The organism is Pseudomonas sp. R3-57 (assembly GCF_051132065.1).
Taxonomy (GTDB): Bacteria; Pseudomonadota; Gammaproteobacteria; order Pseudomonadales; family Pseudomonadaceae; genus Aquipseudomonas.
The window spans coordinates 4,983,572-5,005,772 of the sequence record NZ_CP071655.1 but is presented as its reverse complement, the minus strand read 5'-3'; the positions used below and the strand labels follow the sequence as shown (position 1 = coordinate 5,005,772).

General features: G+C 60.2%; 22 protein-coding genes. 13 read left to right on the top strand and 9 right to left on the bottom strand.

From position 1 onward, the window contains the following. Nucleotide 1: 1 nt before the first annotated feature. Nucleotides 2-484 carry a type II toxin-antitoxin system MqsA family antitoxin gene (locus J3P93_RS22585; RefSeq protein WP_434592080.1) on the bottom strand — a complete coding sequence of 161 codons (483 nt, stop codon included), beginning with the start codon at nucleotides 482-484 and terminating at the stop codon, nucleotides 2-4. Beyond that, nucleotides 481-792 (bottom strand): type II toxin-antitoxin system MqsR family toxin, encoded by a 312-nt coding sequence (locus J3P93_RS22580; RefSeq protein WP_434592078.1) that lies wholly within the window; start codon nucleotides 790-792, stop codon nucleotides 481-483. The genes J3P93_RS22585 and J3P93_RS22580 overlap by 4 nt, the downstream gene beginning before the upstream one ends. A 166-nt stretch (nucleotides 793-958) precedes the next feature. Between J3P93_RS22580 and J3P93_RS22575 the strand changes: the two genes are divergently transcribed. From J3P93_RS22575 to J3P93_RS22555, 5 genes are all read left to right on the top strand, one after another. Further along, the gene (locus tag J3P93_RS22575; protein ID WP_434592075.1) at nucleotides 959-1,618 is read left to right on the top strand and encodes a FadR/GntR family transcriptional regulator; all 660 of its coding nucleotides are present in this window, start codon (nucleotides 959-961) and stop codon (nucleotides 1,616-1,618) included. Then, nucleotides 1,608-2,912 (top strand): CynX/NimT family MFS transporter, encoded by a 1,305-nt coding sequence (locus tag J3P93_RS22570; RefSeq protein WP_434592073.1) that lies wholly within the window; start codon nucleotides 1,608-1,610, stop codon nucleotides 2,910-2,912. The genes J3P93_RS22575 and J3P93_RS22570 overlap by 11 nt, the downstream gene beginning before the upstream one ends. A 204-nt stretch (nucleotides 2,913-3,116) precedes the next feature. Beyond that, nucleotides 3,117-3,587, top strand: a complete 471-nt coding sequence (locus J3P93_RS22565; protein WP_076565988.1) for a nuclear transport factor 2 family protein — start codon at nucleotides 3,117-3,119, stop codon at nucleotides 3,585-3,587. A 40-nt stretch (nucleotides 3,588-3,627) separates the two neighbouring features. Continuing rightward, the gene (locus J3P93_RS22560; protein WP_434592070.1) at nucleotides 3,628-3,930 is read left to right on the top strand and encodes a GIY-YIG nuclease family protein; all 303 of its coding nucleotides are present in this window, start codon (nucleotides 3,628-3,630) and stop codon (nucleotides 3,928-3,930) included. A gap of 84 nt (nucleotides 3,931-4,014) precedes the next feature. Then, nucleotides 4,015-4,950 (top strand): glutathione S-transferase family protein, encoded by a 936-nt coding sequence (locus J3P93_RS22555; protein WP_434592067.1) that lies wholly within the window; start codon nucleotides 4,015-4,017, stop codon nucleotides 4,948-4,950. 116 nt (nucleotides 4,951-5,066) lie between these two features. Here the strand turns inward: J3P93_RS22555 and J3P93_RS22550 are convergent, their stop codons facing one another. Both J3P93_RS22550 and yejK read right to left on the bottom strand, forming a co-directional pair. Next, nucleotides 5,067-5,417 (bottom strand): glutaredoxin family protein, encoded by a 351-nt coding sequence (locus J3P93_RS22550; RefSeq protein ID WP_434592064.1) that lies wholly within the window; start codon nucleotides 5,415-5,417, stop codon nucleotides 5,067-5,069. Then, nucleotides 5,417-6,421: a nucleoid-associated protein YejK gene (gene yejK, locus J3P93_RS22545; protein ID WP_093104504.1), complete on the bottom strand. Its 1,005-nt coding sequence runs from the start codon at nucleotides 6,419-6,421 to the stop codon at nucleotides 5,417-5,419. The genes J3P93_RS22550 and yejK overlap by 1 nt, the downstream gene beginning before the upstream one ends. Before the next feature lie 395 nt (nucleotides 6,422-6,816). On the opposite strand from yejK, the gene J3P93_RS22540 reads away from it, so the two are divergent. Further along, complete coding sequence (locus J3P93_RS22540) at nucleotides 6,817-7,098, top strand: HU family DNA-binding protein (protein ID WP_003221909.1); 282 nt, start codon at nucleotides 6,817-6,819, stop codon at nucleotides 7,096-7,098. A 192-nt stretch (nucleotides 7,099-7,290) separates the two neighbouring features. On the opposite strand, the gene rlmF is transcribed toward J3P93_RS22540, so the two are convergent. The 5 genes from rlmF to J3P93_RS22515 all read right to left on the bottom strand — a co-directional run bounded on the left by rlmF (nucleotide 7,291) and on the right by J3P93_RS22515 (nucleotide 13,977). Next, complete coding sequence (rlmF, locus tag J3P93_RS22535; RefSeq protein ID WP_434592060.1) at nucleotides 7,291-8,310, bottom strand: 23S rRNA (adenine(1618)-N(6))-methyltransferase RlmF; 1,020 nt, start codon at nucleotides 8,308-8,310, stop codon at nucleotides 7,291-7,293. Between the two features lie 233 nt (nucleotides 8,311-8,543). After that, complete coding sequence (locus J3P93_RS22530; protein WP_434592057.1) at nucleotides 8,544-11,390, bottom strand: valine--tRNA ligase; 2,847 nt, start codon at nucleotides 11,388-11,390, stop codon at nucleotides 8,544-8,546. A gap of 194 nt (nucleotides 11,391-11,584) precedes the next feature. Beyond that, a complete protein-coding gene (locus J3P93_RS22525; protein WP_434592054.1) occupies nucleotides 11,585-11,992 on the bottom strand; it encodes a DNA polymerase III subunit chi in 408 nt (135 codons plus the stop codon). Nucleotides 11,993-12,000: 8 nt separating this feature from the next. Beyond that, nucleotides 12,001-12,429 (bottom strand): DNA polymerase III subunit chi, encoded by a 429-nt coding sequence (locus tag J3P93_RS22520; protein ID WP_434592051.1) that lies wholly within the window; start codon nucleotides 12,427-12,429, stop codon nucleotides 12,001-12,003. 57 nt (nucleotides 12,430-12,486) lie between these two features. Beyond that, nucleotides 12,487-13,977: a leucyl aminopeptidase gene (locus tag J3P93_RS22515; protein WP_434592048.1), complete on the bottom strand. Its 1,491-nt coding sequence runs from the start codon at nucleotides 13,975-13,977 to the stop codon at nucleotides 12,487-12,489. A gap of 576 nt (nucleotides 13,978-14,553) precedes the next feature. Here J3P93_RS22515 and lptF point away from each other — a divergent pair. From lptF to recO, 7 genes are all read left to right on the top strand, one after another. After that, nucleotides 14,554-15,675, top strand: a complete 1,122-nt coding sequence (lptF, locus tag J3P93_RS22510) for an LPS export ABC transporter permease LptF (protein ID WP_203420851.1) — start codon at nucleotides 14,554-14,556, stop codon at nucleotides 15,673-15,675. Beyond that, nucleotides 15,668-16,729: an LPS export ABC transporter permease LptG gene (gene lptG / locus J3P93_RS22505; protein ID WP_434592045.1), complete on the top strand. Its 1,062-nt coding sequence runs from the start codon at nucleotides 15,668-15,670 to the stop codon at nucleotides 16,727-16,729. Before lptF ends, lptG begins: the two co-directional genes overlap by 8 nt. A 173-nt stretch (nucleotides 16,730-16,902) precedes the next feature. After that, on the top strand, nucleotides 16,903-18,699 hold the full coding sequence (lepA, locus tag J3P93_RS22500; protein ID WP_332762793.1) for a translation elongation factor 4: 1,797 nt from the start codon (nucleotides 16,903-16,905) through the stop codon (nucleotides 18,697-18,699). Between the two features lie 9 nt (nucleotides 18,700-18,708). Further along, nucleotides 18,709-19,563 (top strand): signal peptidase I, encoded by an 855-nt coding sequence (gene lepB, locus J3P93_RS22495; protein ID WP_434592041.1) that lies wholly within the window; start codon nucleotides 18,709-18,711, stop codon nucleotides 19,561-19,563. Nucleotides 19,564-19,732: 169 nt separating this feature from the next. Next, nucleotides 19,733-20,422 (top strand): ribonuclease III, encoded by a 690-nt coding sequence (rnc, locus tag J3P93_RS22490; protein WP_024011703.1) that lies wholly within the window; start codon nucleotides 19,733-19,735, stop codon nucleotides 20,420-20,422. Next, on the top strand, nucleotides 20,415-21,317 hold the full coding sequence (era, locus tag J3P93_RS22485; protein ID WP_434592037.1) for a GTPase Era: 903 nt from the start codon (nucleotides 20,415-20,417) through the stop codon (nucleotides 21,315-21,317). The genes rnc and era overlap by 8 nt, the downstream gene beginning before the upstream one ends. A gap of 167 nt (nucleotides 21,318-21,484) precedes the next feature. Continuing rightward, nucleotides 21,485-22,174 (top strand): DNA repair protein RecO, encoded by a 690-nt coding sequence (recO, locus tag J3P93_RS22480; protein ID WP_434592034.1) that lies wholly within the window; start codon nucleotides 21,485-21,487, stop codon nucleotides 22,172-22,174. Nucleotides 22,175-22,201: the final 27 nt, after the last annotated feature.

The following is a 22,201-nucleotide window of genomic DNA, read 5'->3' as shown; positions in this document are numbered from 1 at the left end:
GTCAGGAAACCGAAAGGGATTCATGTTCTTTGTGAACGATGTGCTCGAAACCCCTCAAATCTGCACCTTCGCCGAGAGTCTTCACATCGGTGAGCAAGTACGGGTAGCGATCCAATAAACGCATCAACAAAATGAGCGCCTTGGGCGGCAGTACATCGCCGCGCTCATAGCGAGAAAATGCGTTATGCCCACCCCCGGATAGCAGTTGCACCGTTTCTTTTTGCGTCAGGTGCAATTTGCGGCGAATTCTTCTCATCTCGTTGCCGGCCATTTTCCTGCTGGCGATAACGAGTTCATCGCATGCGTCCGAATAACGTTGCCCGCACATTTCATCGAGCTCGACTTCTCCGCATTTCTGGCATTCCCACCCTGACAGGTCGTCAATCCGGCGCTCCATACCTTTGACGCTCACCGTTTCGCCTCGACCTTCGAAATGCACCATGCCATCAGCGGCACCGCAACTGAAACACTGTTGCGTACTCATGAGTTGTTCTCCTTGAAGGAGATCACGGGTGGGCGCCTGTCGTAGTGATATGACACCTTTATGTAAATCTCCAGACCGTGTGAATTGATGTGATAGACATCCTGCCAAATACGGTGGTTGTCATAGGTCGTCATCGACTTGTAGAGCATGCTGCGCTGCAGCCTGAAAACCACTTCCTGCATGTCTGCGAGCGTCAGCTCCAGCTCAGATCCGCTTTTTCTGGCGGTGTGCGTGAACGCCCTCCAGCCTAGTCTCCTGACATCCGCCTTGATCACCGCCAAGTCGTAATGGGGTGTGTTCTTTTCCATAAGAAGCCAAAAACCCTGTCCTTGAAATTACCCTTAAAGGGTAATTTTGACCAATCGAAAATGCCGCTCCATGTGTCTCGATTGACCCTAGGTGGTTGCCGTCCTACATGGGTCTGACTAACATGTCCGAAAATTCATCCTATGATTGGATGAAAGGACGAGACCAATGTCAGACATTTCTCCGCTCATCAAACGATCGCTGGTCGATCAGGCGCTCGATCAGTTGCGCCAGCGCATCAACAGCGGCGCATGGCAGGTCGGCGAGCGCTTGCCGACCGAGCCGGAGCTGTGCGCCGAGCTGGGCATCAGCCGCAACACCGTGCGCGAAGCCATGCGCGTGCTGGCATTTTCCGGGCTGATCGAGATCCGTCAGGGCGACGGCAGTTATCTGCGCGCAGTGGTCGATCCGCTGGACACGCTGAAGGCGTTGTCGCGGTGTTCACTGGACCAGGCGCGGGAAACCCGGCACATCCTCGAAGTCGAGGCTATCGGCCTGGCGGCGTTGCGCCGTACCGATGAGGATCTGGCGGCGCTGCGTGAAGCGCTCGGCACCAGCGGCAGCCACTACCACGGCGACCTCGACACCTACATCGCCTGCGATCTGGTGTTCCACCGGCGGCTGGTCGACGCCGCGCACAACCCGACCCTCAGCGAGCTGTATCGCTACTTTTCCAGCATCGTCGGCGCGCAATTGCGCCAGACCCTGAACATCGTCCCGCGCCGTCAAGAAGTGTTTGACCTGCACATCGCCTTGCTCGATGCGGTCGAACAACGCGACCCGGAGCGGGCCAAAGCCTTGTCGAGGCAGTTGATCAATGAACCTTGAAACCGAGAAAACCATGTCCCGCAGTGAGTTATCCACAGCGCCGAATCGCACCACCGAACTCGAAGAGCTACTGATCGATGCCGAGGCGGATGACGAGCAAGTGCAGCAAAGCCATCCACTGGTGAAGCGACCATGGCTGTTGCTGCTCGGGTTGATCCTGGTAGCGCTGAACTTGCGTCCGGCACTGTCGAGCATGGCGCCGCTGCTCAGTGAGGTCTCCAGAAGTCTTGGATTGTCGGCGGCGCAGGCGGGTTTGCTGACCACGTTGCCGGTGCTGTGCCTGGGCTTGTTCGCGCCGCTGGCGCCGATTCTGGCGCGGCGCTTCGGTGCCGAGCGGGTGGTGCTGGGGATTCTGCTGACGCTGGCTGGCGGGATTATCTTGCGCAGCAACTTCGGTGAGATCGGCCTGTTCGCCGGCAGCGTCCTCGGTGGCGCCAGCATCGGCATCGTCGGTGTTTTGCTGCCTGGCATCGTCAAGCGCGACTTTGCCAAGCATGCCGGAACCATGACTGGCGTCTACACCATGGCCCTGTGTCTGGGCGCGGCGATGGCGGCGGGCTCGACCGTGCCGTTGAGTGAGCACTTCGGCAACAGCTGGGCCATGGGGCTGGGCTTCTGGGTGATTCCGGCGCTGCTGGCCGCGGTGTTCTGGCTGCCGCAAGTCGGCTCGAAACACGGCGCGCACAACGTCGCTTATCGGGTGCGCGGTCTGCTGCGTGATCCGCTGGCCTGGCAAGTGACCTTATACATGGGCCTGCAATCGTCGCTGGCTTACATCGTGTTTGGCTGGTTGCCGTCAATCCTCATCGGTCGCGGGCTGACGCCGACCCAGGCCGGTCTGGTGCTGTCCGGCTCGGTGATCATTCAACTGGCCAGCTCGTTGGCCGCGCCATGGCTGGCGACGCGCGGCAAGGATCAGCGTTTGGCCATCGTTGTAGTCATGGCGCTGACCCTCGGCGGCCTGTTCGGTTGTCTGTATGCGCCAATCGAAGGCCTGTGGGGCTGGGCGATCCTGCTCGGCCTGGGGCAGGGCGGCACGTTCAGCCTCGCGCTGACGCTGATCGTGCTGCGCTCGCGTGATTCACATGTCGCGGCGAACCTGTCGAGCATGTCTCAGGGTTTCGGTTACACGTTGGCCTCGATGGGGCCGTTCGCGGTCGGCGTGGTGCACGACTGGACCGGCGGCTGGAATGCCGTGGGCTGGATTTTCGGCATCATTGGAACCGGAGCGATCATTGCCGGCCTCGGCGCCGGGCGGGCGCTCTACGTCCAAGTGCAAAGCGAGAAGATCTGACGCGATTCAAACTGTAGGAGTGAGCCTGCTCGCGATAGCGGTGGTTCAGTCAGCGCAACGTTGACTGGAAGGACGCTATCGCGAGCAGGCTCACTCCTACAGGTTTTGCGTGCTGCAGGTATTCGGTGTGCGAATGCCGATAGTGTTTCCGCGCTCGGCGGATTATGGTGCTGGCAATCTGTACCTCTTTCTTTGGAGATTGCCTTGAGCGAAGCCCACAGCGCCCTGATCACCCGCTTCTACCAGGCCTTCCAGCGCCTCGATGCCGAAGCCATGGCCGCCTGTTACACCGACGACGTGGTCTTCAGCGATCCGGCTTTCGGCGAATTGCGCGGTCGCGATGCCGGCGACATGTGGCGCATGCTCACCACCCGCGCCAAGGATTTCTCGCTGACCTTCGACAATGTCCGCGCCGACGAGCGCACCGGTGGCGCGCACTGGGTCGCGACCTACCTGTTCAGCCAGACTGGCAATATCGTGATTAACGATATCCAGGCGCGTTTCGTCTTCCGCGACGGCAAGATCTGCGAACACCACGATCACTTCGATCTGTGGCGCTGGTCGCGTCAGGCGTTGGGCTTCAAAGGTCTGCTGCTGGGCTGGACGCCGCTGGTGCGCAACGCTGTCCGCGCGCAGGCGCGCAAGGGATTGAAGGCATTCCAGGCCGGTCGCTGATAAGATCGCCGCCTGTTTTCCTACACGTCCCGATCCCGAAGTGACCAGCCTTAGCGAAAATTCTGTCGATGGTGCCGAACCGGTGAGCAAATCCTGGTTCGTCTACCTCGTTCGCGCCGCCAATGGCTCGTTGTATTGCGGGGTCAGCGACGATCCCGTGCGCCGTTTTGCCAAGCACCAAAGCGGCAAGGGCGCGCGGTTCTTCCTCTCCAGCCCGGCGATGGCGCTGGTCTATACCGAACGGTGTCGCGACAAAAGCGATGCGTTGCGCCAGGAACGGCTGATCAAAAAGCTGCGCAAGAGCGCCAAGGAATGTCTGGTAGCGTCTTATCAATCTGACTGATAGGTTCCCATCAGGTGGATCTGTAGGCTGCTAATCGAATGCGCGCTAAGCTGCGGGCTCATTATCTGAGCGGCGGAGCCGAGCATGTCCGAGTTGATTCTCCATCATTACCCGACTTCCCCGTTTGCCGAGAAGGCCCGCTTGCTGCTGGGCTTCAAAGGTTTGTCGTGGCGCTCGGTGCACATTTCGCCGGTGATGCCGAAACCGGATCTGACCGCCCTCACCGGTGGCTACCGCAAGACCCCGGTGTTGCAGATTGGCGCGGACATTTATTGCGACACCGCGCTGATCGCCCGTCGCCTGGAACAAGAGAAAGCCCTGCCAGCGTTCTTCCCGCAAGGCCAGGAAATGGTCAGCGCCAGTTTTGCCGCGTGGGCCGATTCGGTGGTGTTCCAGCATGCCGTGAGTCTGGTGTTCCAGCCGGAGTCGGTCGCGGTGCGCTTCGGCAAGTTGCCGCCAGAAGCGATCAAGGCGTTTATCGCCGACCGCGCCGGTTTGTTCAGCGGAGGCAGCGCAACGCGCCTGAGTGCCGAGCAGGCCAAGCATCAATGGCCGACGATCATGGCGCGCCTGGAGCAGCAGTTGCAGCGCGAGCAGGGCGACTTCCTGTTCGGTGAGCCATCGATTGCCGACTTTGCCCTGGCCCATCCGCTGTGGTTCCTCAAAGCGACGCATGTGACCGCACCGTTGGTCGAAGAGTATCCGGCGGTCGTAGCGTGGCTGGGGCGTGTGCTGGGCTTTGGTCATGGCGCGGCGAGCGAGATGTCCTCCGCCGAGGCGCTGGAAGTGGCGCGTAACGCTACGCCTGCGCCATTACCGGATGAGCAGTTTGTTGATCCGAATGGCTTTACGGCCGGGCAGCAAGTGGCGATCGCGGCAATCGACTATGGCGTCGACCCAGTGGTGGGTGAGTTACTGTTTGCCGGTCGCGAGGAATTGATCATCCGCCGCGAAGACGAGCGCGGCGGCGTGGTGCATGTGCACTTCCCTCGTTTTGGTTTCCGCATCGAAGCACGCTGATTTATCGAGTCTGTTGCAAAACCCTGTAGGAGTGAGCCTGCTCGCGATAGCGGTGTGTCAGTTGATAAATCCGCCGACTGACACACCGCTATCGCGAGCAGGCTCACTCCTACAGGTTATTTCAGGGCGGCGAGGATTTCGTCCGGGTCAAACACGCGAATCAACGTGCCGTTGACATCGATCAGCGGAATCCCGCGCCCACCCAAAGCCTCGTACGCCTTGCGCGCCTCGGCATCCTTCTCTATATCGAATTCCTTGAAAGGAATCCCCTTGCTGTCGAGAAAACGCTTGGTCTGCTTGCAGTAGCCGCACCAGTCAGTGGCATAGAGCACGACATTGGCCTGCGCACGCGTCTGCTCAGAAACCATTTGCGACGGATTGAAAACTCGCTCGATCTTGCCCCAGTTCTGATAGACCACAACGACCAGCAGAACCAGGACAACCTTCTTCAGCACATTGCCGAGCATCAATTGCGCCGCTTCAGTTGATCGGTCAGCGAAGTCGGCAGGCCTTTGATGATCAGGGTGCCGTTCTCTTCGTCGTACTCGATCTTCGAGCCCAGCAGATGCGCTTCGAAGCTGATCGACAGACCTTCGGCACGGCCAGTGAAACGGCGGAATTGATTGAGGGTGCGCTTGTCTGCCGGAATCTCTGGCGACAGGCCGTAGTCCTTGTTGCGGATGTGATCGTAGAAGGCTTTCGGGCGTTCTTCGTCGATCAACTCCGAGAGCTCTTCCAGACCCATCGGTTCGCCGAGCTTGGCCTGGCTGCTGGCGTAGTCGACCAGGGTCTTGGTCTTCTCGCGGGCGGAGTCCTCCGGCAGGTCTTCGCTCTCGACGAAGTCACTGAAGGCCTTGAGCAGTGTGCGGGTCTCGCCCGGGCCGTCGACGCCTTCCTGGCAGCCGATGAAGTCGCGGAAGTACTCCGAGACCTTCTTGCCGTTCTTGCCCTTGATGAACGAGATGTACTGCTTGGACTGCTTGTTGTTCTGCCACTCGGAGACGTTGATCCGCGCCGCCAGGTGCAACTGGCCGAGGTCGAGGTGGCGCGACGGGGTCACGTCCAGCTCATCGGTTACCGCCACACCTTCGCTGTGGTGCAGCAGGGCGATCGCCAGGTAATCGGTCATGCCTTGCTGATAGTGGGCAAACAGCACGTGGCCGCCGACCGACAGGTTGGATTCTTCCATCAGCTTTTGCAGATGCTCGACCGCAACTTTGCTGAATGCGGTGAAGTCCTTGCCGCCGTCCATGTACTCCTTCAGCCAGCCGCTGAACGGGAACGCGCCGGACTCCGGATGGAACAGACCCCAGGCTTTGCCCTGTTTGGCGTTATAGCTCTCGTTGAGGTCGGCGAGCATGTTTTCGATGGCTGCGGACTCGGCCAGTTCGGTGTCACGGGCGTGCAGAACTGCGGGCGTGCCGTCGGGTTTCTTGTCGATCAGGTGGACGATGCAATGACGGATCGGCATGGGCTTCTCGGCTGTTGGAAGGGAGGAGGGCAGGCTCCCCCGAAAAAGCGCCCAGTGTACCGCAACCACTGGTTTTGGCGCGGGTTGTAGGGCAAAACCGGGGGGCGCGCCCGGCCTTATGCGGTTTTTTAGCGGTTTAGAGCAATAAAGCTGACCAAATGGGTAGCTAGAGGCGGATATTTCCTTGTCGCTGTGCTAGTTTTGCCCGGTCTTACGCGAAGTCACTGCGTTAAGCGTGCATTCAGCATTTGTCAGGTCGAACCAAACCCTGATTTCGGCATCTATAACCCGACTCGTCGTGGTTATCGCCGAGGGTGCCAGATCCAGAAGATCGGGCTCGATGGCTGACACTGCACTCTGCAATCCATATGAATTTGATAGGGAAGGAACACTACATGGCTCTTACTAAAGACCAACTGATCGCCGACATTGCTGAAGCTATCGACGCGCCGAAAACCACCGCGCGTAACGCTCTGGACCAACTGGGCCAAATCGTTGCCGATCAGCTGGAAAATGGCGGCGAAATCACCTTGCCAGGTATCGGCAAGCTGAAAGTGACCGAGCGTCCTGCCCGCACCGGCCGTAACCCATCGACTGGCGCTGCCATCGAAATCCCTGCCAAGAAAGTGATCAAGCTGGTTGTGGCCAAAGGCCTGACCGACGCTGTGAACAAGTAAGACGCAGCGATAAAAAAAACCGTGCTTCGGAGTGATCCGGGCACGGTTTTTTTGTGTCTGTGATTTGATGCTGCACCCTGAACCTTTGTAGGAGTGAGCCTGCTCGCGATAGCGGTGGGTCAGTCAATTTGAATGTCGACTGTTACACCGCTATCGCGAGCAGGCGAAGGCCTACAGGGGATTTGCGGTGTGTCAGCGCACCCAGCGCTCACGCCGCCAGATCTGCTGCTCGGATTTGGTCTGGAACGTCCAGGCCACGAAGCGGCTCTGCTTCTGCCCCTGCGACATCTCCACCACCTGGCTTTCCAGCACACCCGCTTTCTTCAGCGCGGTTTCGATGGCTGGCAGGTTCGATGCCTTTGAGACCAGCGTGCTGAACCACAAAACCTTGTGCTGGAAGTTAGCGCTCTCGGCAATCAGTTGCGTCACAAAGCGCGCTTCGCCGCCTTCACACCACAGCTCCGCCGACTGGCCGCCGAAGTTCAGCACCGGCAGTTTGCGTTTCGGATCGGCCTTGCCCAAGGCGCGCCACTTGCGCTCGCTGCCCTTGGTCGCTTCGTCCATCGAGGCGTGGAACGGCGGGTTGCACATGGTCAGGTCGAAACGCTCGCCAGGTTCCAGCAAGCCGATGAGGATGTGCTTGCGGTTTTCCTGTTGGCGCAGCTTGATGACTTTGCTGAGGTCGTTGGACTGCACGATAGCGCGGGCGGCCGCCACGGCGGTCGGGTCGATTTCCGAGCCGAGGAAATGCCAGCGGTATTCACTGTTGCCGATCAGCGGGTACACGCAGTTGGCGCCCATGCCGATGTCCAGCACATTGACGATCGCGCCGCGCGGGACTTTGCCGTCGTTCATGCTCGCCAGCAGATCGGCGAGAAAATGCACGTAATCGGCGCGGCCCGGCACCGGCGGGCAGAGGTAGTCGGCCGGGATGTCCCAATGCTGGATGCCATAGAACGACTTGAGCAGCGCCCGGTTGAACACGCGTACCGCGTCCGGGCTGGCGAAGTCGATGCTTTCCTTGCCGTACGGGTTGGTGATCACAAACTTCGCCAGTTCCGGCGTGGTCTTGATCAGCGCCGGGAAGTCATAGCGACCCTGATGGCGATTGCGCGGATGCAGGCTGGCCTTTTCACGCGGCTCGACGGCTTTGCTCGGGGACGCGGCGTCAGGCTTCTTGCGCGCAGGTTTGGGTGTGCGGGGGGCGGTCATGGGCGTAGTCGATTCGGGTATGGCTGAAAGTGGCGGGTATTGTCCCACATCTAAGGGCCAGACCGTTCAAACCTGTAGGAGTGAGCCTGCTCGCGATATCGGTGTGTCAGTCTGGGTTATGGCAACTGACACACCGCTATCGCGAGCAGGCTCGCTCCTACAGGGGATTTTGTGGTGTTTGGGAATAAAAAAGGGAGGCCATTGTGGCCTCCCTTTTTCACTGCGACTTGCCGTTACAGGCTGGCAATCCGTGCATGTTGCTCGGCCAGCTTGCCCAGGGCCTGTTCGGCCTCGGCCAGTTTGGCGCGTTCCTTGTCGATGACTTCGGCCGGGGCCTTGTCGACGAACCCGGCGTTGGCCAGCTTGCCGCCGACACGCTGGACTTCGCCCTGCAGACGCAGGATTTCCTTGTCCAGACGCGCCAGTTCCGCAGCCTTGTCGATCAGACCGGCCATCGGCACCAGCACTTCCATCTCGCCGACCAGTGCGGTGGCGGACAGCGGTGCTTCTTCGCCTGCGGCGAGTACGGTGATCGATTCCAGACGCGCCAGTTTCTTCAGCAGCGCTTCGTTCTCGCTCAGACGACGCTGGTCTTCAGCGCTGACGTTCTTCAGGAAGATCGGCAGCGGCTTGCCCGGGCCGATGTTCATTTCGCCACGGATGTTACGCGTGCCGAGCATCAGTTCCTTGAGCCATTCGATGTCGTCTTCGGCGGCCGGATCGATGCGCTCTTCATTGGCCACTGGCCAAGGCTGCAGCATGATCGTCTTGCCCTGAATACCGGCCAGCGGCGCGATGCGTTGCCAGATTTCTTCAGTGATGAACGGCATGAACGGATGCGCCAGACGCAGCGCCACTTCCAGTACGCGAACCAGCGTACGGCGAGTACCGCGCTGACGCTCGACCGGCGCGTTCTCGTCCCACAATACTGGCTTGGACAGTTCCAGATACCAGTCGCAGTACTGGTTCCAGATGAACTCGTACAGCGCCTGCGCGGCGAGGTCGAAACGGAACTGATCGAGCTGACGGGTCACTTCGGCTTCGGTGCGTTGCAGTTGCGAAATGATCCAGCGATCGGCCAGCGACAATTCGTAGGCTTCGCCGTTCTGGCCGCAGTCCTCACCCTTGTCCAGCACATAACGTGCGGCGTTCCAGATCTTGTTGCAGAAGTTGCGATAGCCTTCGACGCGGCCCATGTCGAACTTGATGTCGCGACCGGTGGAGGCCAGCGAGCAGAAGGTGAAGCGCAGGGCGTCGGTGCCATAACTGGCGATGCCCTCGGCGAATTCTTCGCGGGTGGCTTTCTCGATCTTCTTCGCCAGTTTCGGCTGCATCAGGCCTGAGGTGCGTTTTTGCACCAGGGTTTCCAGGTCGATGCCGTCGATGATGTCCAGCGGGTCCAGAACGTTGCCCTTGGACTTGGACATCTTCTGGCCCTGGCCGTCGCGCACCAGACCGTGTACGTATACGGTCTTGAACGGAACCTGCGGCGTGCCGTCTTCATTCTTCATCAGGTGCATGGTCATCATGATCATCCGGGCAACCCAGAAGAAAATGATGTCGAAACCCGTCACCAGCACGTCGGTGGAGTGGAATTTCTTCAGGAACTCGGTCTGCTCAGGCCAGCCCAGCGTGGAGAAGGTCCACAGGCCGGAACTGAACCAGGTGTCGAGGACGTCGTTGTCCTGTTGCAGTGTGACGTCCGGGCCGAGGTTGTGCTTGACGCGCACTTCGGCTTCGTCGCGACCGACGTAGACCTTGCCCGACTCGTCGTACCAGGCCGGAATCCGGTGGCCCCACCACAGCTGACGGCTGATGCACCAGTCCTGGATGTCGCGCATCCATGAGAAGTACATGTTTTCGTACTGCTTGGGCACGAACTGAATGCGGCCGTCTTCAACGGCAGCGATGGCTGGTTCGGCCAGAGGCTTGGTCGACACGTACCACTGGTCGGTCAGCCACGGCTCGATGACGGTGCCGGAGCGATCGCCTTTCGGGGTTTTCAGGTTGTGATCGTTGATGCTCACCAGCAGGCCGGCGGCGTCGAAAGCGGCGACGATCTGCTTGCGCGCCTCGAAACGCTCAAGGCCCGCAAACTCGGCGGGAATCTTGCCGTCGATGCTCTCATTCAGCGTGCCGTCGAGGTTGAACGCCTGTGCGGCGGGCAGCACGTTGGCGTTCTTGTCGAAGATGTTCAGCAGCGGCAGGTTGTGGCGCTTGCCGACTTCGTAGTCGTTGAAATCGTGGGCCGGGGTGATTTTCACGCAACCGGTGCCGAATTCAGGATCGCAATAATCGTCGGCGATGATCGGAATACGGCGGCCAACCAAGGGCAGCTCGACGAACTTGCCGATCAGGGCTTTGTAGCGCTCATCGTTCGGGTTGACCGCGACGGCGGAGTCGCCAAGCATGGTTTCCGGACGGGTGGTCGCGACGATCAGGAAGTCATTGCCCTCGGCGGTTTTTACACCGTCGGCCAATGGATATTTGAGATTCCACAGGAAACCCTTCTCTTCGTGGTTTTCCACTTCGAGGTCGGAAATCGCCGTGTGCAGTTTGGTGTCCCAGTTGACCAGGCGCTTGCCGCGGTAGATCAAGCCGTCTTCGTGCAGGCGCACGAACGCTTCCTTGACCGCTTCCGAAAGGCCATCGTCCATGGTGAAGCGCTCGCGGCTCCAGTCGACGGACGAGCCGAGGCGGCGGATCTGCCGGCTGATGTTGCCGCCGGACTGCTCCTTCCATTCCCAGACCTTCTCGAGGAATTTCTCGCGACCCAGGTCGTGACGATTCTGGCCCTGGGCTTCCAGTTGGCGCTCCACCAGCATCTGCGTGGCGATGCCGGCGTGGTCGGTGCCCGGCTGCCACAGGGTGTCGCGACCCTGCATGCGACGGAAACGGATCAGTGCGTCCATGATCGCGTTGTTGAAACCGTGACCCATGTGCAGGCTGCCGGTGACGTTCGGCGGCGGGATCATGATGGTGTAGGACTCGCCCGCGCCTTGCGGGGCGAAGTAGTTCTCGGACTCCCAGGTCTTGTACCAGGAAGTTTCAATGGCGTGCGGCTGGTAGGTCTTATCCATGCGCGGCGGGACCCTATTGGCATTTATTCAGGAAAAGCCGGCAAGTATAGCTGGGGGGGCAGCTGCAAGCTACAAGCCACAGCAAGCCACAAGCCACAAGCCACAAGCCACAAGCCACAAGCCACAAGCCACAAGCCACAAGCTGCAAGAGGATAGCGGTGGGTTTGGCTTTTGCTTTGGCTTTGGCTTGCAGCTTAAATCTTGCCGCTTGCAGCTGCGGCGAGCAGCCGCTCCATTCGCGCATCGAGGCGGCGTTTGATCTCGGTTTCGATGTGCGGGGCGAAGTCGTCGATCACGTCTTGCATGATCAATTGCGCGGCGGCGCGCAGTTCGCTGTCCAGATGCAGCAGGGCGTCCGGGCCTTTGTCGACCGGTGCAGCCGGTTGTGCAGTGGCTGTCGGCGCTGGTGCAGCAGGCGGTGCGACGGCGGGCGGCTCGTTGCCGACCGGGTCGAACAGCATCGGAATCTGTTCCTGTTCGCCTTCGTCGACCGTATCGGTCAAGAGTGGCGGTTGCAGGTTGTCGTCGCCGAGCAGCTGGCGGATCGATTCGAGATCGTCCAGCAGGTGTGCGGACTTCTGTTGCGGTTTCGGAGTGTCCATTGGAATGCTCAGAGTCGCTGTAAACGGTGGTCTTGCAGAGAATAGCCCTGTTCGCGGTAGAAGCGGAAACTCTCCCGCGCCGCGGCGCGAATCGTCGGGTCTTCGACCACTACTTCCGCCACTCGGGCGAATTTGCTGGCGAAGGCCGGGACTTTCAGGTCGAGATTGACCAGCAAGTCCTGATGTTGACCGCAGTCGTTACCCAGGCCCAGCACGATCAAACCTTCCGGTTCGCTGTCTGCCGGGCCGTGCGGCACAAAGCTCTCGCCTTTGAACGCCCACAGGCGCGCATCAAGATCATCGCGCTGAGCGGCATCGCTGCAGTGCAGGTAGATGCGATGGCCCATGCGCCAGGCTTTCTCGGTGAGCTTGCAGGCGAAGTCCAGGCGAGCCGAAGGGGCGGCGCTGGGCAGGATATAGAAATCGACTTTGGTCATTGCGGGTCCAGGGCAGCAAGCGACGTCACCCGAGAGTGACGCCACTTTTCAGCGGGTTCAGGCTTTGGCGCGATCCAGCAGGTATTGGGTCAGCAACGGCACCGGACGGCCGGTGGCGCCCTTGTCCTTGCCGCCGCTGGTCCACGCGGTGCCAGCGATGTCGAGGTGCGCCCAGTTGAGGTTCTTGGTGAAGCGCGACAGGAAGCACGCGGCGGTAATGGTTCCGGCTTTTGGCCCGCCAATGTTGGCGATGTCAGCGAATGGGCTGTCCAGTTGCTCCTGGTACTCATCGAACAGCGGCAGTTGCCAGGCGCGGTCGTCGGCGGCCTGACCGGCGCTGAGCAACTGGCCGATCAGTTCGTCGTTGTTGCCCAGCAGGCCCGAGGTGTGCGCGCCCAAGGCTACGACGCAAGCGCCGGTCAGGGTGGCGATGTCGATGACCGCTTGTGGCTTGAAACGCTCGGCGTAGGTCAGCGCGTCACACAGCACCAGACGGCCTTCGGCGTCGGTGTTGAGGATTTCCACGGTCTGGCCGCTCATGGTGGTGACGATGTCGCCAGGGCGCGAAGCGTTGCCGCTCGGCATGTTTTCCGCGCAGGCGAGGATGCACACCAGATTGATCGGCAGTTTCAGCTCGAGCACGGCGCGCAGGGTGCCGAACACGCTGGCAGCACCGCCCATGTCATATTTCATTTCGTCCATGCCGGCGCCCGGCTTGAGGCTGATACCGCCGGTGTCGAAGGTGATGCCTTTACCGACCAGCGCGTACGGCTTCTCGGATTTCTTGCCGCCGTTGTATTGCATGACGATCAGGCGCGGCGGCTGGGCGCTGCCCTGGCCGACGGCATAGAACGAACCCATGCCGAGGGATTTGATCTTCTTCTCGTCGAGCACTTCGACTTTCAGATCCTTGAACTCTTTGCCGAGATTCTTGGCCTGTTCGCCCATGAAAGTCGGATGGCAGATGTTCGGCGGCAGGTTGCCCAGATCGCGGGTGAAGGCCATGCCGTTGGCAATCGCCGTCGCGTGATTGACCGCACGCTGTACTTCGGCCTGCGCCGCCTTGATGGTCAGCAGGGTGATTTTCTTCAGCGCGCGCGGTTCGGCTTTCTGGCTCTTGAACTGGTCAAAAATGTAGCCGCCGTCGATCAGGGTTTCCGCCAGCAGACGGGTCTTGCCGTAGCTGTCGCGGTTTTTAACGATAACTTCATCCAGCGCCAGCACGGCGTCGCTGCCGCCCAGGCCTTTGAGGGTGTTGAGGATGCCAGCAACGATTTTGCGCAATGGACGGTCGCCCAGTTCTTCGTCCTTGCCCACGCCGACCAGCAGCACGCGCTCGGCTTTCAGGTTCGGCAGGCCGTGCAGCAGCAGGCTCTGACCGACCTTGCCGGCCAGATCGCCACGCTTGAGGACCGCGCTGATCGCGCCGCCGCTCAGTTCGTCGACCTGGGTGGCGGCCACGCCGAGTTTGCGGCCTTCGCCGACGGCAACCACCAGGGTGGCGGTTTTCAACGTTTCTGGGCTAACGCTTTTTACAACCAGTTCCATGTCCGGATCCCTGAATGAATGGTCAACACGCAGGCGTTCGACGTTGTCCGCAGTCGCCTGCTTATAGATAGAAGAGGCGCAGGCCAAAGCCTGCGACAAGGGCCGCAGTTTGAACCTCGCTCCCCACGCCTGACAACCCTAGGGGGCGTTCTCAATTAGTTTTCACACCGCGTTGTCGCCTTAAAGCCAGCCAGGCAAGGCGCAGGCCGCTGGGAATGGTCGTTCCCTTTCCAAGGCCTGCAACGCAGACTGGCCGGCTTTAAGGCACAACCCGAAGGGCCGGGCCTGCTGTTGTGCAGGGCTGCGTTGCTCGAAGCTCATCTGGAATGACCAAACCACGCTTCTCGCGCCTTGCCCTGCACAACAGCAGACTCGGCGCGGTGTGAAAACTAATTGAGAACGCCCCCTGGGTTGTACGATCAGCAAAGGATTACAGCGATGGATGAGTGTGCGCAGTGACAGGCGCACCCAATCACAGGATAATGCCGCATCTTTTTTCGACCGCTCTGCGTTGCGGGCCGGTCGATGTGCTTGCTTGTTTGGCCGCCTTAGCCTGACAACCCTGGAGTGTCTGGTTTGATCGTCTTCCGTTATCTGTCCCGCGAAGTCTTGTTGACCCTCAGCGCCGTAAGTGCCGTGCTGCTGGTCATCATCATGAGCGGTCGCTTTATCAAATATCTGGCTCAGGCCGCTGCCGGCCAGCTCGATCCGGGCTCGCTGTTCCTGATCATGGGCTTTCGCCTGCCGGGTTTCCTGCAACTGATTCTGCCGCTGGGCCTGTTCCTCGGGATCCTGCTGGCCTACGGTCGCCTGTACCTTGAAAGCGAAATGACCGTGCTCTCGGCCACCGGCATGAGCCAGCAGAAGCTGTTTCGCATGACCCTGTTCCCGGCGACCCTGGTGGCGCTGGTGGTGGCATGGCTCAGTCTGGGCCTGGCCCCGCAAGGCGCAAACCAGTTCCAGCTGCTGCTGAACAAGCAGGATGCGCTGACCGAGTTCGACACCCTCGAGCCCGGGCGTTTCCAGGCACTGCGCGACGGTACCCGGGTGACCTACACTGAAACCCTGAGCGACGATCGGGTCAATCTGGGTAGCGTGTTCATTTCGCAGAAAAACCTCGGCGCCGATCAAAAGGATCGCGGCATTTCCGTGCTGGTGGCCGAATCGGGCCGTCAGGAAATCCGCCCTGACGGCAATCGCTATCTGATCCTCGACAATGGCTATCGCTATGACGGCAGCCCGGGTCAGGCCGATTACCGCGCCATTCACTACGAAACCTACGGCGTGCTGCTGCCCAAACCGGACGTCAGCGAGGAAGTCACCGACCGTGACGCCATGCCGACGTCCTCGCTGCTGGGCAGCGATGACATCCGTTCCCGAACCGAACTGCAATGGCGTTTGTCGCTGCCGCTGCTGGTGTTCATCGTGACTCTGATGGCGGTGCCGCTGTCGCGCGTCAACCCGCGCCAGGGGCGTTTCCTCAAGCTGCTGCCGGCGATTCTTCTCTATATGGCTTACCTGACCATCCTGATTGCCGCGCGCGGCGCCCTCGAGAAGGGCAAGATCCCACCGGCGCTCGGTTTGTGGTGGGTGCACGCGATCTTCCTGGTCATTGGCCTCGGCCTGCTGTACTGGGAGCCGCTGCGTCTGAAAATGGCCAGCCGTCGCTCTGCTGCGCTGGAGGTGGCCCGTGGTTAAACTCGACCGCTACATCGGCAGCAGCGTGTTCATGGCGATCATCGCTGTGCTGGCAATCATTCTCGGTCTGGCGACGCTGTTTGCCTTCATCGATGAAATGGGCGACGTCAGCGATACCTACACCCTGGTCGACGTGCTGAGCTTCGTGCTGCTGACCGCGCCGCGCCGTCTCTATGAAATGCTGCCGATGGCCGCGCTGATCGGTTGCCTGATCGGCCTCGGCAGTCTGGCCAGCAGCAGTGAGCTGACGGTGATGCGCGCCGCGGGCGTGTCGATCGGCCGTATCGTCTGGGCCGTCATGAAACCGATGCTGGTGCTGATGCTGGCCGGCGTGCTGATCGGCGAATACATCGCCCCGGCCACCGAAAGCATGGCGCAAGCCAATCGTTCGCTGGCTCAGGGCAGTGGCGATGCGCAAAGCGCCAAGCACGGCATGTGGCACCGTCAGGGTGAAGAATTCATCCACATCAACGCCGTGCAACCGAACGGCCTGCTGTATGGCGTGACTCGCTACCACTTCGACAAAGAGCGTCACCTGCTCAGCTCGAGCTTCGCCAAAAAGGCCGAGTTCGACGGTGATCACTGGCAGCTCAGCGAGGTTTCCACCACGTTGTTCAAGGATCGCAGCACGGAAGTGGTGAATACGCCGACCGAGCGTTGGGACGTGTCGCTGAGCCCGCAATTGCTCAGTACCGTGGTCATGGCCCCGGAATCGCTGTCGATCAGCGGTCTGTGGGGGTATATCCACTATCTGGCCGAGCAAGGCTTGAGCAACGGTCGTTACTGGCTGGCATTTTGGGTCAAGGTGTTGCAGCCGCTGGTCACCGCCGCGCTGGTGCTGATGGCGATCTCCTTCATTTTCGGTCCGCTGCGTTCGGTGACCCTCGGTCAGCGAGTTTTCACTGGCGTACTGGTGGGCTTCACCTTCCGGATCGTCCAGGATCTGCTTGGGCCCTCGAGCCTGGTGTTTGGTTTCTCGCCGCTGTTTGCGGTCCTGGTGCCGGCCGGCGTGTGCGCATTGGCGGGGGTCTGGCTGCTCCGACGAGCGGGCTGATGAACAAGCTTTCATTCAGCGCTTGAACCCTGAAAACGCCCCGCTCGCCACAGCGGGGCGTTTTTGCATGCAAACCGGATGACAGGCGAACGTGACGCTTGCGCGGACTATCAGGTACAATTCCCGGCTATTTTTCGGCGGGCCATGCCTGCAGCCTTTTTGAGTGTTGATCCGTGAGTGATTTGAGTCATATCCGCAATTTCTCCATCATCGCCCACATTGACCATGGCAAGTCGACGCTGGCCGATCGCTTCATCCAGATGTGCGGCGGCCTGGCCGAGCGCGAAATGGAAGCCCAGGTCCTCGATTCCATGGAGCTTGAGCGTGAACGCGGGATCACCATCAAGGCCCACAGCGTCACTCTTTATTACACCGCCAAAGACGGCATCAAGTACCAGCTGAACTTCATCGACACCCCGGGTCACGTCGACTTCACCTACGAAGTCAGCCGTTCCCTGGCCGCGTGTGAAGGTGCGTTGCTGGTGGTCGATGCCGGTCAAGGCGTTGAAGCCCAGTCCGTGGCCAACTGCTACACGGCAATCGAGCAGGGCCTCGAAGTCATGCCCGTGCTGAACAAGATCGACCTGCCGCAGGCCGATCCCGATCGCGTCAAGGACGAGATCGAGAAAATCATCGGCATCGACGCCACCGACGCCGTGACCTGCAGTGCCAAGACCGGCCTGGGTGTCGACGAAGTCCTCGAGCGTCTGGTCCACACCATTCCAGCGCCGACCGGCAACATCGAAGATCCGCTGCAAGCGTTGATCATCGACTCGTGGTTCGACAACTACCTGGGCGTTGTCTCCCTGGTCCGTGTGCGCCACGGCCGGGTGAAGAAGGGCGACAAGATTCTGGTCAAGTCCACCGGCAAGATCCACCTGGTCGACAGCGTCGGCGTGTTCAACCCGAAACACACCGCCACCACCGATCTGAAAGCCGGTGAAGTGGGCTTCATCATCGCCAGCATCAAGGACATTCACGGGGCCCCGGTTGGTGACACCCTGACCCTGTCCTCGACCCCGGACGTTGAAGTGCTGCCTGGCTTCAAACGCATCCAGCCACAGGTTTACGCCGGTCTGTTCCCGGTCAGCTCCGATGACTTCGAGGATTTCCGCGAAGCGCTGCAGAAACTGACCCTCAACGACTCGTCGCTGCAGTACACCCCGGAAAGCTCCGACGCCCTGGGCTTCGGCTTCCGTTGCGGCTTCCTCGGCATGCTGCACATGGAAATCATCCAGGAGCGCCTCGAGCGCGAATACGACCTGGACCTGATCACCACCGCGCCGACGGTAATCTTCGAGCTGGTGCTGAAAACCGGTGAAACGATTTACGTCGACAACCCCTCCAAGCTTCCGGATGTGTCGTCGATCGAAGACATGCGCGAGCCGATCGTGCGGGCCAATATCCTGGTCCCGCAGGAACACCTGGGCAACGTCATCACCCTGTGCATCGAAAAACGCGGTGTGCAGGTCGACATGCTGTTCCTCGGCAATCAGGTGCAAGTGACCTACGACCTGCCGATGAACGAAGTGGTCCTGGACTTCTTCGACCGTCTCAAGTCCACCAGCCGTGGCTATGCTTCGCTGGACTACCATTTCGATCGTTACCAATCGGCTAATCTGGTGAAACTGGACGTGCTGATCAACGGCGACAAGGTCGATGCTCTGGCATTGATCGTGCACCGTGACAACTCGCACTACAAAGGTCGCCAGTTGACCGAGAAGATGAAAGAGCTGATCCCGCGGCAGATGTTCGACGTAGCCATTCAGGCCGCCATTGGTGGCCAGATCGTTGCGCGGACAACCGTCAAGGCGCTCAGAAAGAACGTATTGGCCAAATGCTACGGTGGTGACGTCAGCCGTAAGAAGAAACTGCTGGAGAAGCAGAAGGCCGGTAAGAAACGCATGAAGCAGGTCGGCAACGTGGAAATTCCACAGGAAGCCTTCCTTGCCGTGCTCAGGTTGGAATAGTCAGGTCCTATGTCACTAAATTTCCCGCTGTTGCTGGTCATCGCCGTGTTCGTCTGCGGCCTGTTGGCGTTGCTTGATCTGTTGATTCTGGCGCCGCGTCGCCGGGCGGCCATCGCTTCCTATCAGGGCAGCGTCAGCCAGCCTGATGGCGTGGTGGTCGAAAAACTCAATAAGGAACCGCTGCTGGTCGAATACGGCAAGTCGTTCTTCCCGGTGTTGTTCATCGTGCTGGTGCTGCGTTCGTTCCTGGTGGAGCCGTTCCAGATTCCTTCCGGCTCAATGAAACCGACCCTGGACGTCGGCGACTTCATTCTGGTGAACAAGTTTTCCTACGGGATCCGCCTGCCGGTGATCGACAGGAAAATCATCGAAGTCGGTGATCCGCAGCGCGGCGATGTGATGGTGTTCCGTTACCCGAGCGACCCCAACGTCAACTACATCAAGCGTGTGGTCGGCCTGCCGGGTGACACGGTGCGCTACACCGCTGACAAGCGTCTTTTCGTCAATGGCGAATCGATTGCCGAGCAGATGGTCGGTGCCGAGCCAGGCACACTGGGCAGCGCTGAACTCTACAAAGAGAAGCTGGGCGCCGCCGAGCACCTGATCCGCAAGGAAATGAGCCGTTATCGCGCCACGCCGGACCGCTCGTGGACCGTGCCTGCCGGGCACTACTTCATGATGGGCGACAACCGCGACAACTCCAATGACAGCCGTTACTGGGATGATCCGAACATTCCCAAGAACCTGCTGGGCATGGTTCCCGACCAGAATATTGTCGGCAAGGCCTTTGCGGTCTGGATGAGCTGGCCGGAGCCGAAACTCAGCCACCTGCCGAATTTCTCGCGGGTTGGCCTGATCAAGTAATCACACACGGCGCTGTTGACCACAGCGCCGAATGCATTTCTGGAGCCGGCACAATCGGCTTCACAATCGCCAGGATTTAATTTTTGAACACAGCGTTAATTGTCCCAGGCCTGCGCCGCACCCCGGCGATGGCAGTGGAATCCAGCCACGAACTCAGCGTGGGTAAACCGTGAGCGTTTCTCTAAGCCGTCTCGAGCGCCAGCTCGGTTACACCTTCAAGGATCAGGAGCTGATGCTGCTGGCCCTCACGCACCGCAGTTTTGCCGGGCGCAACAACGAACGCCTGGAATTCCTCGGTGATGCCATCCTCAATTTTGTCGCCGGCGAGGCGTTGTTCGATCGCTTTCCGCTGGCCCGCGAAGGCCAGTTGTCGCGTTTGCGCGCACGCCTGGTAAAAGGTGAGACGCTGGCCGTACTGGCGCGCGGTTTCGACCTTGGCGATTACCTGCGACTGGGTTCCGGTGAGTTGAAAAGCGGCGGCTTCCGTCGCGAGTCGATTCTGGCCGATGCCCTCGAAGCGTTGATCGGTGCGATCTACCTCGATGCCGGCATGGACGTCGCCCGCGAACGCGTACTGGCCTGGCTGGCCGGCGAGTTTGAAGGCCTGACGCTGGTCGACACCAACAAGGATCCGAAAACCCGTCTGCAGGAACACTTGCAGTCGCGCGGTTGCGAACTGCCGCGCTACGAAGTAGTGGATATCCAGGGTGAGCCGCACTGCCGAACCTTCTTCGTCGAATGCGAAGTGGTCTTATTGAATGAAAAAAGCCGAGGTCAGGGTGTGAGCCGTCGTATTGCCGAACAGGTAGCGGCCGCCGCAGCACTGATTGCCCTGGGCGTGGAGAATGGCAATGACTGATACAAAAGCAACTCGCTGTGGCTACGTTGCCATCGTCGGCCGTCCCAACGTCGGCAAGTCGACGCTGCTCAACCACATCCTCGGCCAGAAGCTCGCGATCACCTCGCGCAAGCCGCAGACCACGCGCCATAACATGCTCGGGATCAAGACCGAGGGCGACGTGCAGGCGATATACGTCGACACCCCTGGCATGCACAAGGGTGGCGAAAAGGCCCTGAACCGTTACATGAACAAAACCGCTTCGGCGGCGTTGAAAGATGTCGACGTGGTGATCTTCGTGGTCGACCGCACCAAGTGGACCGAAGAAGACCAGATGGTCCTTGAGCGTGTGCAATATGTCACCGGCCCGCTGATCGTCGCGCTGAACAAGACCGATCGCATCGAAGACAAGGCCGAGCTGATGCCGCACCTGAGCTGGTTGCAGGAGCAGTTGCCGAACGCGCAGATCATCCCGATTTCCGCGCAGCACGGGCATAACCTCGAGGCGCTGGAAAAGGTCATCGCCGATCATTTGCCGGAAAACGATCACTTCTTCCCGGAAGATCAGATCACCGACCGCAGCAGCCGCTTCCTCGCTGCCGAACTGGTGCGTGAAAAAATCATGCGTCAGATGGGCGCCGAGCTGCCGTACCAGATCACCGTCGAGATCGAAGAGTTCAAGCAGCAGGGCAAGACCCTGCACATCCACGCGTTGATCCTCGTCGAGCGTGACGGCCAGAAGAAAATCATCATTGGCGACAAGGGCGAGCGCATCAAGCGCATCGGCACCGAAGCGCGCAAGGACATGGAGTTGCTGTTCGACTCCAAGATCATGCTCAACCTGTGGGTCAAGGTGAAGGGCGGCTGGTCGGACGACGAGCGTGCGCTGCGTTCGCTGGGTTATGGCGATCTGTAAGCGCTGAACCTGAGAACACCGATACCCACTGTGGGAGCGAGCCTGCTCGCGATTGCGGACTGTCAGTCGACATCAATGTTGCCTGTCAGGGCCAAATCGCGAGCAGGCTCGCTCCCACAGCAGTTTTGTGGTTGTGTATAAAACTGCGTTTGTTCATCGAGAACTCAATGTCGCAAAACCCGCCTCCCGCCCAACCCGCCTACGTCCTGCATTCGCGTGCCTATCGCGAAACCAGTGCGCTGGTCGACTTCCTCACGCCGCAAGGTCGGCTGCGGGCGGTGTTGCGCAGTGCGCGGGGCAAGGCCGGTACGCTGGCGCGGCCGTTCGTGGCGCTGGACGTCGAGTTTCGCGGCAAGGGCGAGTTGAAGAATGTCGGGCGCATGGAGAGCTTCGGTACATCGGCGTGGCTCAACGGCGAGGCCTTGTTCAGTGGCCTCTACCTCAACGAACTGTTGATTCGTCTGCTGCCGGCCGAAGATCCGCATCCCGGGGTGTTCGATCACTACGCCGCGACCTTGCTTGCACTGGCTGAAGGTCGGCCGCTGGAGCCGTTGCTGCGTTCTTTCGAATGGCGTTTGCTCGACGACCTCGGCTACGGCTTCTCGTTGAATACCGATGTGCACGGCGAACCCATCGCCGAAGACGGTCTTTATCGCCTGCAGGTGGATGCCGGGCTTGAACGGGTGTTCCTGCTGCAACCCGGCCTGTTCAATGGTCTGGAACTGCTGGCCATGGCCGAAGCCGACTGGTCGGCCGCCGGCGCGCTGTCGGCGGCCAAGCGTCTGATGCGTCAGGCATTGGCGGTGCATCTGGGCGGTCGGCCGCTGGTAAGCCGCGAGCTGTTTCGCAAGCCCTGATATGCTGTGCGCCGAATTCTTCCCTTC